This window comes from Pseudomonas sp. UBA6699 (assembly GCF_002454615.1).
GTDB classification, from domain to species: Bacteria; Pseudomonadota; Gammaproteobacteria; order Pseudomonadales; family Pseudomonadaceae; genus Aquipseudomonas; species Aquipseudomonas juntendi.
In genome coordinates, this window is sequence record NZ_DKJF01000100.1 from 36014 (window position 1) to 49179 (window position 13166).

At 63.3% G+C, this 13166-nt stretch carries 11 protein-coding genes; 9 read left to right on the forward strand and 2 right to left on the reverse strand.

Annotated elements, in window-relative coordinates; genetic code table 11:
* Positions 1 to 35 precede the first annotated feature (35 nt).
* The 8 genes from hyi (at position 36) to B3361_RS19345 (ending at position 10047) form a co-directional block, all read left to right on the forward strand.
* Positions 36 to 818, forward strand: a complete 783-nt coding sequence (hyi, locus tag B3361_RS19310) for a hydroxypyruvate isomerase (protein ID WP_054881314.1) — start codon at positions 36 to 38, stop codon at positions 816 to 818.
* Positions 819 to 976: 158 nt separating this feature from the next.
* The gene (locus tag B3361_RS19315) at positions 977 to 1870 is read left to right on the forward strand and encodes a 2-hydroxy-3-oxopropionate reductase (RefSeq protein ID WP_054881313.1); all 894 of its coding nucleotides are present in this window, start codon (positions 977 to 979) and stop codon (positions 1868 to 1870) included.
* Between the two features lie 173 nt (positions 1871 to 2043).
* Positions 2044 to 3318 (forward strand): glycerate kinase type-2 family protein, encoded by a 1275-nt coding sequence (locus B3361_RS19320; protein ID WP_054881322.1) that lies wholly within the window; start codon positions 2044 to 2046, stop codon positions 3316 to 3318.
* On the forward strand, positions 3315 to 4730 hold the full coding sequence (gene pyk, locus B3361_RS19325; protein WP_054904652.1) for a pyruvate kinase: 1416 nt from the start codon (positions 3315 to 3317) through the stop codon (positions 4728 to 4730). Before B3361_RS19320 ends, pyk begins: the two co-directional genes overlap by 4 nt.
* 185 nt (positions 4731 to 4915) lie before the next feature.
* Positions 4916 to 5788 (forward strand): urea transporter, encoded by an 873-nt coding sequence (locus B3361_RS19330; protein WP_054881311.1) that lies wholly within the window; start codon positions 4916 to 4918, stop codon positions 5786 to 5788.
* Positions 5789 to 5832: 44 nt separating this feature from the next.
* Positions 5833 to 6654: an ion transporter gene (locus B3361_RS19335; RefSeq protein ID WP_054881310.1), complete on the forward strand. Its 822-nt coding sequence runs from the start codon at positions 5833 to 5835 to the stop codon at positions 6652 to 6654.
* A 220-nt stretch (positions 6655 to 6874) separates the two neighbouring features.
* Complete coding sequence (locus tag B3361_RS19340; RefSeq protein WP_009682682.1) at positions 6875 to 7876, forward strand: sulfate ABC transporter substrate-binding protein; 1002 nt, start codon at positions 6875 to 6877, stop codon at positions 7874 to 7876.
* Between the two features lie 146 nt (positions 7877 to 8022).
* Positions 8023 to 10047 carry a mechanosensitive ion channel family protein gene (locus B3361_RS19345; RefSeq protein WP_054904653.1) on the forward strand — a complete coding sequence of 675 codons (2025 nt, stop codon included), beginning with the start codon at positions 8023 to 8025 and terminating at the stop codon, positions 10045 to 10047.
* A gap of 119 nt (positions 10048 to 10166) precedes the next feature.
* Here B3361_RS19345 and B3361_RS19350 read toward each other — a convergent pair whose 3' ends face one another.
* Together B3361_RS19350 and B3361_RS19355 are read right to left on the reverse strand one after the other, a co-directional pair.
* Positions 10167 to 11093 (reverse strand): class I SAM-dependent methyltransferase, encoded by a 927-nt coding sequence (locus B3361_RS19350; protein ID WP_054904654.1) that lies wholly within the window; start codon positions 11091 to 11093, stop codon positions 10167 to 10169.
* Between the two features lie 136 nt (positions 11094 to 11229).
* Positions 11230 to 12129 carry a DMT family transporter gene (locus tag B3361_RS19355; protein WP_054904655.1) on the reverse strand — a complete coding sequence of 300 codons (900 nt, stop codon included), beginning with the start codon at positions 12127 to 12129 and terminating at the stop codon, positions 11230 to 11232.
* Positions 12130 to 12262: 133 nt separating this feature from the next.
* Between B3361_RS19355 and B3361_RS19360 the strand changes: the two genes are divergently transcribed.
* The gene (locus B3361_RS19360; RefSeq protein WP_154211520.1) at positions 12263 to 12712 is read left to right on the forward strand and encodes an Lrp/AsnC family transcriptional regulator; all 450 of its coding nucleotides are present in this window, start codon (positions 12263 to 12265) and stop codon (positions 12710 to 12712) included.
* Positions 12713 to 13166 lie beyond the last annotated feature (454 nt).

The window sequence follows — 13166 nt, forward strand, 5'->3', positions numbered from 1 at the left end:
CATGCCCTGGGGGCCTTCACCGCAAGGAGACACCTATGCCTCGCTTCGCTGCCAACCTGTCCATGCTGTTCACCGAACAGGACTTCCTGGCCCGCTTCAAGGCTGCCGCCGATGCTGGCTTCAGCGGCGTCGAATACCTCTTCCCGTACGACTACAGCGCGGCTGAAATCAAGCAGCAACTGGACGCCAACGGCCTGACCCAGGTGCTGTTCAACCTGCCAGCCGGTGACTGGGCCAAAGGCGAGCGCGGGATCACCTGCCACCCCGACCGCGTCGAAGAATTCCGCGCTGGGGTCGACAAGGCCATCGAATACGCCAAGGTGCTGGGCAATACCCAGGTCAACGCCCTGGCGGGTATTCGCCCACAAGGCCTGCAGTGTGCCGACGTACGCAAGACCTTCGTCGCCAACCTCAAGTATGCCGCCGACAAACTCCAGGCCGCCGGCATCCGCCTGGTCATGGAAATGATCAACACCCGCGATATCCCTGGTTTCTACCTCAATACCACCCAGCAGGCCCTGGAAATCCAGGCCGAGGTGGGCAGCGACAACCTGTTCCTGCAGTACGACATCTACCACATGCAGATCATGGAAGGTGACCTGGCCCGGACCATGGAAGCCAACCTGAAGTTGATCAACCACATCCAGTTGGCCGACAACCCCGGGCGCAACGAGCCAGGCACCGGGGAGATCAACTACCGCTTCCTGTTCGAACACCTGGACCGCATCGGCTACCAGGGCTGGGTGGGCGCGGAATACAAACCGCTGACCACCACCGAAGCAGGCCTGGGCTGGCTGAAGACCCATAACGCAATCTGAACGGCTGAACGCTAGCGCCCTGTGAAACACGAAACCCTGTGGGAGCGGGCCTGCCCGCGAACACCGGCATAGCCGGTGCCATCCACCGAGTCTCCTGTTTCGCGGGCATGCCCGCTCCCACAGCTTGAGACACCACAAATACAAAGAGGCATATTCTCATGGCTAAAATCGGTTTCATCGGCACCGGCATCATGGGCAAGCCCATGGCCCAGAACCTGCAAAAAGCAGGGCACAGCATTTTCGTTTCCACCCACCACGACGCCGCGCCAGCCGACCTGATCGCCGCCGGTGCAGTGGCCCTGGCCAACCCGAAAGAAGTGGCCCAGGAAGCCGAGTTCATCATCGTCATGGTGCCGGACACCCCACAAGTGGAAAGCGTGCTGTTCGGTGACAACGGCGTGGCCGAAGGCGTGGGCCCGAACAAGGTGGTGATCGACATGAGCTCGATCTCCCCTACCGCCACCAAAGCCTTCGCCGAAAAAATCAAGGCCACCGGCGCTGCCTACCTGGACGCCCCGGTGTCCGGTGGCGAAGTAGGTGCCAAGGCCGCCACCCTGAGCATCATGGTTGGCGGCTGCCCGAACGCCTTCGAGCGCGCCCTGCCACTGTTCCAGGCCATGGGCAAGAACATCACCCGCGTGGGTGGCAACGGTGACGGCCAGACCGCCAAGGTGGCCAACCAGATCATCGTCGCCCTGAATATCCAGGCTGTCAGCGAAGCGCTGCTGTTCGCCGCCAAGAACGGCGCCGACCCGGCCAAGGTGCGTGAAGCGCTGATGGGTGGCTTTGCCTCGTCGAAAATCCTCGAGGTGCATGCCGAGCGCATGATCAAGGGCACCTTCGACCCGGGCTTCCGCATCAACCTGCACCAGAAGGACCTGAACCTGGCCCTGCAAGGCGCCAAGGAGCTGGGCATCAACCTGCCCAACACCTCCAATGCCCAGCAAGTGTTCAACACCTGCCAAGCCCTGGGTGGCGGCAACTGGGACCACTCGGCGCTGATCAAGGGCCTGGAGCACATGGCCAACTTCTCGATCCGCGACGAGAAATAAGCTTCAAGCTGTGAGCCTCAAGTGGCAAGCGACAAGCGAGAAGCGAGAGCAGATCTGCTTTTGCTTGCAGCTCGCAGCTCGCAGCTGTGGAGACCGCCCCTGGTTCGGCCTGCACGGAGGCAGTTCCAGGGGCGTTTTTGATTGTGCAGAACAACAATAATTGGGAGCCTGCCATGTCGGTCGATCCGCAAAAAATTCTCCGCGACCTGTTCGACACAGCCATCGCCGCCGCCCACCCCCGTCAAGTTCTCGAACCCTACCTGCCCGCCGACCGTAGCGGCCGGGTCATCGTCATCGGCGCCGGCAAGGCCGCAGCCGCCATGGCCGAAGTGGTCGAGAAAAGCTGGCAGGGCGAAGTCTCCGGCCTGGTCGTCACCCGTTACGGCCACGGCGCCAACTGCCAGAAAATCGAGGTGGTCGAAGCCGCCCACCCGGTCCCGGATGCCGCCGGCCTGGCCGTGGCCAAGCGCGTGCTGGAACTGGTCAGCAACCTCAATGAAGAAGACCGCGTCATATTCCTGCTCTCCGGCGGTGGCTCTGCCCTGCTGGCCCTGCCCGCCGAGGGCCTGACCCTGGCCGACAAGCAGCAGATCAACAAGGCACTGCTGAAATCCGGCGCCACCATCGGCGAGATGAACTGCGTGCGCAAGCACCTCTCGGCGATCAAGGGCGGGCGCCTGGCCAAGGCCTGCTGGCCGGCCACGGTCTACACCTATGCCATCTCCGATGTACCCGGCGACCTCGCCACGGTAATCGCTTCCGGCCCCACCGTGGCCGACCCGAGCACCTCGGCCGATGCCCTGGCCATTCTCAAGCGCTACAACATCGAAGCGCCAAAAGCGGTGATCGACTGGCTCAACAACCCGGCCTCGGAAACCGTCAAGGCCGACGACCCGGCCCTGGCCCGCAGCCACTTCCAGCTGATTGCCAAGCCCCAGCAGTCGCTGGAAGCCGCCGCAGTCAAAGCGCGCCAGGCAGGCTTCAGCCCGCTGATCCTCGGCGACCTGGAAGGCGAATCGCGCGAAGTGGCCAAGGTGCATGCCGGCATCGCCCGGCAGATCGTGCTGCACGGCCAGCCGCTGAAGGCGCCCTGCGTGATCCTGTCCGGTGGCGAAACCACCGTGACCGTGCGCGGCAATGGCCGTGGCGGGCGCAATGCCGAGTTCCTGCTCAGCCTCACCGAAAGCCTGAAAGGGCTGCCGGGCGTGTACGCCTTGGCCGGTGACACCGACGGTATCGACGGTTCGGAAGAGAATGCCGGCGCGCTGATGACCCCAGGCAGCTACGCCAGCGCCGAAGCCCTGGGCCTGTCGGCCAGCGATGAGCTGGACAACAACAACGGCTATGGCTACTTCGCCGCGCTGGACGCACTGATCGTCACCGAGCCGACCCGCACCAACGTCAACGACTTCCGCGCCATCCTGATCCTCGAGACTGCCCAATCATGACGCCTGATAAAAAAGTGAAGATCCTCGCCACCCTCGGCCCGGCGATCGAAGGCATCGACGACATCCGCCAACTGGTCGAAGCGGGGGTGAACATCTTCCGCCTCAATTTCAGCCACGGCGAACACGCCGACCACGCCCTGCGCTACCAGTGGATCCGCGAAGTCGAGCAGCAGTTGAACTACCCCCTGGGTATTCTCATGGACCTGCAAGGGCCCAAGCTACGGGTAGGCCGCTTTGCCGAAGGCAAGGTCCAGCTGCAACGCGACCAGGCCCTGCGCCTGGACCTGGACAACACCCCGGGCGATAACCGCCGGGTCAACCTGCCGCACCCCGAGATCATCGCCGCCCTGGAGCCAGGCATGGACCTGCTGCTGGACGACGGCAAGCTGCGCCTGCGGGTAACCGCCAAGCACAGCGACGCAATCGACACCGAAGTGCTGAACGGTGGCGAGCTGTCGGACCGCAAGGGTGTCAACGTACCGCAAGCGGTGCTCGACCTCTCGCCGCTCACCGAAAAAGACCGCCGCGACCTGGCCTTTGGCCTGGAGCTGGGCGTGGACTGGGTCGCCCTGTCGTTCGTGCAGCGCCCTGAGGACATCGTTGAAGCGCGCCAGCTGATTGGCGGCCGCGCCTACCTGATGGCCAAAATCGAAAAACCGTCGGCAGTCGAGCACCTGCAAGCCATCGCCGAACTGGCCGACGCCATCATGGTGGCCCGCGGGGACCTGGGCGTGGAAGTGCCGGCCGAAAGCGTGCCGCAGATCCAGAAGCGTATCATTGGCACCTGCCGCCAGCTGGGCAAGCCAGTGGTGGTGGCCACGCAGATGCTCGAATCGATGCGTTTCTCGCCGGCACCGACCCGTGCCGAAGTCACCGACGTGGCCAACGCCGTGGCCGAGGGTGCCGACGCGGTGATGCTGTCGGCCGAAACCGCCTCGGGGGATTACCCGCTGGAGGCTGTGCAGATGATGAGCAAGATCATCCGCCAGGTCGAGAACGGCCCGGACTACCAGGCGCAGCTCGACGTCGGCCGGCCCAAGGCCGAAGCCACCGTGTCGGACGCCATCAGCTGCGCGATCCGCCGTATCAGCGGCATCCTCCCGGTGGCGGTGCTGGTCAACTACAGCGAGTCGGGCGCCTCCACCCTGCGCGCTTCGCGTGAACGGCCACGGGCACCGATCCTCAACCTTACGCCCAACCTGAACACCGCGCGGCGCCTGAGCGTGGCCTGGGGTGTGCACTCGGTGGTCAATGACCGCCTGCGCCAGGTGGATGAGGTGGTCTCCACGGCCCTGGAAATTGCCCAGGCACAAGGCATGGCCAGCCGGGGCGACACACTGCTGATCACTGCCGGGGTGCCGTTCGGCAAACCTGGGTCGACCAACACGCTGCGGATCGAAACACTGATCTAAGCCACTGCATAGCCCCTGTGGGAGCGGGCGTGCCCGCGAATGCGTCAGTCCAGGCAACTTCGTTGACCCTGCTGGCCCTTTCGCGGGCAAGCCCGCTCCCACAGGGTCGGTGGTGAAGCAAAGAATCGCGGAAAACCGAGGCCCAAAGAGGCCCACCGCTCCCCATCCACCTCACTGACTGCCCCATGTACAGCAAACATTTCGCCAACCCGTGCCCCGACTGGGCCACGGCGTTACTCAACGGCTTCAGCCAGGTGCTGCTGCTGCGCAACCCCCTGTGCGGCCTGTGCTGCCTGCTGGCCATCCTGCTGACTGCGCCCGACCTGTTCGGCGGCGCCCTGCTCGGTGCCCTCGCCGGCCTGCTCACTGCCCAGCGCCGCGGCTACGACCGTGCCGACCGTCAGGCCGGGCTGTACTGCTACAACGGCGTACTCATCGGCATCCTGATCAGCGCCGTGCTGCCCTGGTCGGCCATCCTGCCGCCTTTGATCATTGCCGCTGGCGGCCTTTCGAGCATCATCACCCACCAATGGCGCAAGCGCGGCGGCAAGCTGCTGGTTGCCTATACCGCGCCGTTCGTGCTGTTGGGCTGGGGCACGCTGTTGCTCGCCGAACCCTCGATGACCGGCTTCGTCGAAGCCGAACCGCTGTACGCCCTGGCCCGCGGCATAGGGCAGATCTTCCTGCTCGACCAGCCGTTGGCAGGGTTGCTGATCATCGTCGGCATGTTCATCGCCCAACCCTATGCGGCGATGTGGGCGGTAATTGGCTCGGCCATCGGGGGCGGCATGGCGCTGCTCACAGACCAGGCGCAAGCAGCGTGGATGGGTCTGGCTGGCTTCAACGCCGCGCTGGCGGCGCTGGCCTTCAGCAGGCAAGGTGAAAAGCCATGGGTCACACTGCTGGCAATTGCCCTGGCGTTGCTGTTGCAATCACTGTTCAAGCTGTTGCCGCTGCCCGGCCTCACCGCACCCTTCGTCGCCGCCTGCTGGCTGATGCACCTGGGCTGCCAGCTGGCCCAGCCCAAGCAGCGCGACGCCAGCCGCTTGCACAGCTGAAACACAGCCCCTAGGCTCAGCCCATCGCACTACGGAATGAGCCAATGAACAACCCTGCAAGCCTGCGCGAGCGGCTTTACATCATGGTCTTCCAGACCGACACCGTCGCTGGCAGGCGCTTCGACAAAATCCTGCTGCTGATAATCCTGGCCAGCCTGGTCACAGTGATCCTCGACAGCATCGACGAAGTCCACCAGGGCTACGCCGGCCTGCTGGCCGGTATCGAATGGGGCTTTACCGCGATCTTCCTGGCCGAGTACCTCACCCGCCTGTACTGCTCGCCCAAGCCGCTGCGCTATGCCTTCAGTTTCTATGGGCTGGTCGATTTACTGGCGATCGTGCCGGGGATCATCGCGCTTTATTACAGCGACGCCCAATACCTGTTGATCGTCCGCGTCATCCGCATGCTGCGGATCTTCCGCGTACTCAAGCTCAGCCCGTACCTCAAGCAGGCCCATTACCTGATCGACGCGCTGCGCGGTAGCAAGCAGAAGATCATCGTGTTCCTGGTCACGGTATCGACCCTGGTCACGGTGTTCGGCACGCTGATGTATGTGATCGAAGGGCCGGAGCACGGTTTCACCAGCATTCCCAAGGGCATCTACTGGGCGATCGTCACCCTGACCACCGTGGGCTTTGGCGACATCGTGCCGAAGACGCCCTTGGGGCAGGTAATTTCGTCGATGGTGATGATCATCGGTTATTCGATCATTGCCGTGCCGACCGGGATCTTTACCGCCGAACTGGCGAATGCAATGCGTGGGGAGCAGTTGCAGCATGATTGCCCGACTTGCAGCAAGAAGACACATGAGCATGGGGCGGCGTTTTGCTCTCGCTGTGGGAATGGGTTGTTTCCCAAGCTTTGATGTTGCCTGTACTGGCCCTTTCGCGGGCGCGCCCGCTCCCACAGGATCACCACAGGCCTTGACTGTGTGGGGTCCACCCTGTGGGAGCGGGCATGCCCGCGAAAGGGCCAGAGCAGGCAACGGCATAACCAAAGCATTTTTTGTTCTTTAACCCGCACAAATCCACCCGCTATAGTCGCTGGCAATCTGCCTCGATCACCGCCAAGTACAAGGAAGCAACGTGAAAAGACTCTTCACCGCCTCGCTGCTCGCCGCAGGCCTGGCCTTGGGCAACATCGCCCAGGCCGCCCCTACCCTGCTCAACGTCTCCTACGACGTGATGCGCGACTTCTACAAGGACTACAACCCAGCCTTCCAGAAACACTGGCAGGCCGAGCACAACGAGAAGGTCAACGTGCAAATGTCCTTCGGCGGCTCCAGCAAGCAGGCGCGTGCGGTGATCGATGGCCTGCCGGCCGACGTCATCACCATGAACATGGCCACCGACATCAACGCCCTGGTCGACAATGGCAAGCTGGTGCCGGACAACTGGGTCACCCGGCTGCCGAACAACAGCGCGCCGTTCACCTCGGCCACCGTCTTCATCGTGCGCAAGGGCAACCCTAAAGCCCTGAAAGACTGGCCCGACCTGCTCAAGGACGGCGTGCAGGTGATCGTGCCCAACCCGAAAACCTCGGGCAATGGCCGCTACACGTACCTGTCGGCCTGGGGCTACGTGCTCAAGCAGGGCGGTGACGAAGCCAAGGCCAAGGACTTCGTTGGCAAGCTGTTCAAACAGGCCCCGGTGCTGGATACCGGCGGCCGGGCCGCGACCACCACGTTCATGACCAACCAGATCGGCGACGTGCTGGTGACCTTCGAAAACGAAGCCGAAATGATCGCCCGCGAGTTTGGCCGCGACCAGTTCGAGGTGGTCTACCCGAGCGTGTCGGCCGAGGCCGAGCCACCGGTGAGTGTGGTCGACAAGGTGGTGGCCAGGAAAGGCACCCAGGCCGTGGCCGAGGAATACCTCAAGTACCTGTGGTCGCCAGAGGCCCAGGAGATTGCCGCCAACAACTACCTGCGCCCACGCGATGCAACCGTGCTGGCCAAGTACACCGACCGCTTCCCGAAAGTCGACTTCCTGTCGGTGGAAAAGACCTTTGGTGACTGGCGCACCGTGCAGAAGACCCACTTCAACGACGGTGGCGTGTTCGACCAGATCTATACCGACAAGCAGTAATCGATTCATGCGGGCCTGGCCTGTTCGCAGCGTTAACCGCGAACAGGCCAGGCCGGACAACACACCCAAATCGAACTTTCCCACCCCTGCAGCCTCCGTTCCTTGAGTAACCCTGCCCCGCTCACCCCGGCCCAAGGAGTACTCCAGTGCTGCGTTTCCTCTCGACCCTGCTGCTCGGCTGCCTGTTGAGCACTCACCTGCTGGCTGCCGACCCCGCCCCCAGCGAGGACCAACCCGCCGAACCCGAGCCGGTCTTGCAAGGCGGCCTGCTGGGCGCCCTGGCCGATGGCCTGGACAGCGCTGCCCGGCAGATGGACCTCGACGCCCACCTGGTTGACGCCTGGCGCCTGCGCACCGACCGCGCCGCCCAGGAAGTGGAGCGCCTGGTCGACCGCCATTCGGCCAGTGACTCACTGCACCTGGCGGGCAACTTCCTGCTCCTGACCCTCACCTGGGGGGCCGCGTTCGGCCTGCTTGGCGGTGGTGGGCGCTGGGTCGCCAAACGGGTGTCGCGCCGCCCTTGGCTGCGCGAGCACAAACGCGTCAGTGGCCTGCTGGGGTACCTGTTGCCCTACACCTTGCCAGCCCTGGCCAGCCTGCCCGTGACGCTCTATGTGAGCCGCTTCCTCGACCCCTCCGTGGCACGCGCGCTTGGCCTGAGCCTGGCCTATGCGACCAGCAGCGGGCTGTTCTCGACGTCGATCATCCTCTGCCTGATCACCCTGTTCGACGCTGGCCATAAACGCCCTGGCGTGGCGGTGATCAAGCGCCTGGCACCACGGCCGCTGTTCCTCATCGGCTTCCTTGCCGCCTGGAGCGACGCCCTGACCAGCCCGCAGATCGCCCGCCAGCTTGGCGGCAACATCACCGCCAGCGTCGCGGTGGTCACCGGCCTGACTGCCACCTTCATCTTCGCCAGCCTGGTGATCCGCCTGCGGCGCCCGGTCGCCCACTTGATCCGCAACCGCGCGTACAAGGACCGGGTACAACACCGCGCCGTGCAGGAAACCCTGCGCATTTTCTCGACACTGTGGTACCTGCCAATCCTGCTGATGATCCTGGTCTCGGCAGTCAACCTGATAGGTGCCGGTGCCGAAAGCCAGAAAGCCCTGCAGAATGCGCTGCTGACCACCGTGCTATTGGTCTCGACGCTGTTCCTCAGCACCTTGCTGCAACACTTGCTGGCCCCCCGCGAAAGCGACCCGGCGCAGCGGGTGCGGCCCTACAAGGAACTGCTGCGCAGCCTCGCCCACGCCCTGCTGCGCATTGCCATGGCAGTGGCCTTCATCGAGCTGCTGGGGCGCATCTGGGGGTTCTCGGTGATCGACTTCGCCCTCAGCAACCGCCTGGGCCAGGCGATCAGCAACTCGCTGTCGAGCATCGGCCTGATCCTGTTGGTCACCTGGCTGCTGTGGGTGGTGCTCGATACGGCGATCCAGGAAGCGCTCAAGCCAGCTGCCGGGCGCCGCAATGCCCGCCAGCCAAGCACGCGGGTGCGGACCATTCTGCCGATGCTGCGCAACGCCATCAAAGTGATCCTGATCGTGATCTGCACCATCACCACCATGGCCAACCTGGGCATCAACGTAGCGCCGCTGCTGGCCGGTGCCGGGGTGATCGGCCTGGCCATCGGCTTCGGCTCGCAGCAACTGGTCCAGGATGTGATTACCGGGTTGTTCATCCTGATCGAAGACACCATTTCCATCGGCGACTGGGTAGTGCTGGACTCCGGCCATGCCGGAACCGTAGAAAGCCTGACCATCCGCACCCTGCGCCTGCGCGATGGCAAGGGCTTCGTGCATTCGGTGCCGTTTGGCCAGATCAAGGCGGTTACCAACCAGTCACGGCAGTTCGCCTATGCGTTCTTTTCGGTGCAGTTCACCTATGACAGTGATGTGGACGCGTCACTGGCGCTGATTCATGAGGTAGGCCAGTCGATCAGCGAAGACCCCCTGCTGCGCATCAACTTGCAGGGGCCGCTGCAGGTCTTCGGTGTGGACCGCATGGACTTGAACGGGTTTGTCCTGACGGCGCAGTTCCGCACCATTTCCGGTGGGCAGTATGCGGTGAGCCGGGCGTTCAACGAACGGCTGAAGAAGCGGGTGGACCAGACTGAGAATGTGAGTTTTGCCCAGGTGTATCCGCTGCCTGTGCAGGCTCTGGGGGCTTGACGTTGCCACTACCGGCCTCTTCGCGGGCTTGCCCGCTCCCACAGGATCACCACACATCCTAATGCTGTGGAGTACCTGTGGGAGCGGGCAAGCCCGCGAATGGGCCGCCACAAGCAACATCACACCTGGCGGAATACCAGAGCCTTGAGCCCGCCCGCCGGGTCCACATCCGGAAACTCCGGCGGGTTCTCCAGCCGCTCGACAAACCCCAGCGAGGGCGCCTGCTCGGCCATCCCCTCGATCAAAAACTCCGGCCCGATCCCCGGGTCGTTCACGCACGCCAGCACCGTCCCACCCGCGCTCAACAACTCCGGCAAACGTCGCAGGATCTTCGCGTAATCCTGGGTCAGTACGAAGCTGCCGCGCTGGAAAGTCGGCGGGTCGATGATGATCAGGTCATAAGGGCCGTACTTGCGTACCTTGCCCCAGGACTTGAACAGCTCATGCCCCAGGTAGGCCACCCGCGAGGCGTCGTGACCATTGAGGCGGTGATTGTCCCGGCCGCGCGCCAGGGCCGACTTGGCCATGTCCAGGTTCACCACCTGCTCGGCCCCACCGGCCACCGCTGCCACCGAAAAGCCGCAGGTGTAGGCGAACAGGTTCAGTACCCGCTTGCCCGCCGCCTGCTCACGCACCCAGCGGCGGCCATAGCGCATATCGAGGAACAGACCGTTGTTCTGCCGCACGCCCAGGTCCAGCAGGTAGGTCAGGCCGTCCTCGACCACTTCGCGTTGCTGGCAGGGTTCGCCCAGCAACCACTGGCCCGGGCTGTCAGGCAGGTAGCGGTGCTGGATGATGATGGCCTGGCCGGTCCACTGTGGGCGCTCGGCCAGGTTGCGCAACATCGTCTCCAGCTCGGCCAGCTGGCCTTCGGGCGGTTCGCGGAACAGGGCGACCGACAGCACCCCCTGCAGCCAATCGACCGTGATCTGCTCCAGGCCCGCCCAGCAGCGGCCGCGGCCGTGGAACAGGCGGCGGGTTTCCTGCGGGGCAGGGTCGAGGGCGGCGAGCAGGTGTTGCTCGAGGATGGCGATTGGGGATGTCATGACGGGTCGCAGGCTGGCAAAAGCGGCATTCTACCCGCTGAGGCCGCTTCGCAGGCAAACCAGCTAGCGCACAAATTTCAAGCCCTGTGCAGTACCTGTAGGAGCTGGCTTGCATGCGATAGGGCGCGAAGCGGCCTCAATGGCCCTTGATAACCAACGGCTTGGGTCTGAACCACCACCCCTGCTGCATCCCTGCCGCCGCCAGCAGGATCAACGCCACCCCCAGCCATTGCAGCGGCGTCAGGCGGTGGTCGAAGGCCACCCAGTCGACCAGGATCGCCGCAATGGGGTAGATGAATGACAACGCCCCGGTCAACGCCGTGGGCAAGCGCTGGATGGCGCTGTACAGCAACACATACATCAGGCCGGTGTGCACAACCCCCAATGTCAGCAAACTGGCCAGCGCCGGCATTTCACCCGGCAGGCCGCCCAGCTTGGCCCAGGGTGCCAGCAACACCACGCCGGTGCTCACCTGGACCAACGCGATAAGATGCGGCGGCGTACCGCTGAGCCGCTTGATGATCAATGCCGCGATGGCGTACAGCAGCGCCGCACCCAGCGCCAGGGCAACGCCCAGCAGGTAGTCCTCGCCACCCCCCTGCGCGGCGCCATGGGCACTGACGATGGCCAGCATGCCGAGGAACGCCACGCTCAGCCAGCTCAGCTTGGCCAAGGTGATTTTTTCACCCAGAAACAACGCCGCCAAGCCCACCAGCATGAACGGCTGCACGTTGTACACCGCGGTACCGATGGCAATCGACGCCCGCGAATACGAGGCAAACAACAGCAACCAGTTGCCGACGATGGCCACGCCGCTGGCCATCGCCAGCAGCAGCGCCGGGCGGCTGATCACGCCGGGGCGCAGAAAGCCGAACGCGGCACAGATGACCAGCAAGGTCACGGCACCGAACACGCAGCGCCAGAACACCACCTCCAGTACCGGCAGGCCGGACGCCAGCACGAACCAGCCGATGGTCCCGGAAATCAGCATGGCCGCTACCATTTCCAGCGACCCCCGGCGCAATGAATTGTCCATTCCACACCTCCTCTCGTCGATGGCACCAGTATGCAGGGGGCCCCGTGCAACCTTCCAGCCGATTAGCAAGGCAAAGCCATAGTTTTGCCTTTACTATCAAGGCAAATTCCGCGACCTACCCTTTGAGGTGCACATGACCGACGCCATCGACCAACTGTTGATCAACGCGCTGATGGAGGACTCACGCCGCTCGCTCAAGGCCCTGGCGCAGGTAAGTGGGCTGTCTGCCCCCAGCGCCGGCGAGCGTTTGCGCCGGCTGGAGGAACGTGGCGTGTTGCGCGGGTACACGGTCAATGTCGACCCACGTGCCTTCGGCTACCAGTTGCAAGCCATCGTGCGTATCCGCCCACTGCCCGGGCAATTGCAGGAAGTCGAGCGGGAGATCATTGCCATCCCCGAATTCACCGAGTGCGACAAGGTCACCGGCGAGGACTGCTTCATCGCCAGGCTGCATGTGCGCTCGATGGAGCAGCTGGACACCCTGCTAGACCGCATCAATGTGTTGGCCGAGACCAACACCGCAATCATCAAGAAGAGCCCGGTCAAACGGCGGTTGCCGCCGATGGGGCCAGTACAACCCTGACTGAGGGGCCGGCCAGCAGGGAAAGGGAACGACTGACTATTTTTTGTACACAAGAATGTCACCTTAAGTGCCATTTTTGTGTGCAGTTCTCCAAGCGGAGCCCCAATACGTTACACCCGCACAACAACTAATTTTGACCATTTGATCAAGTTATCCTGCAAACCAAAAAATAAACTTGTTCAAATGGTCAATTTATAACGCCTGTATTTCAGCTAGTTATCCCACACCTGACTCAATCCTGAAAAAAACACTATCAAGAACTGGATTCTATCTGGCACAGAAATGGCTTTTGTGTGCTTATGTTTTGTATACAACTTAAACAAAACATAAATACACAATAATCTGCGGCGCCGACCCATTACCGGCCGCCGCGCCTACAACCCTGTGATGCCAACGCTGCATCGACGAGATGGCGAGCCCGTGCGCATGCCCGCTCATCGCAGTCCATGTGCAT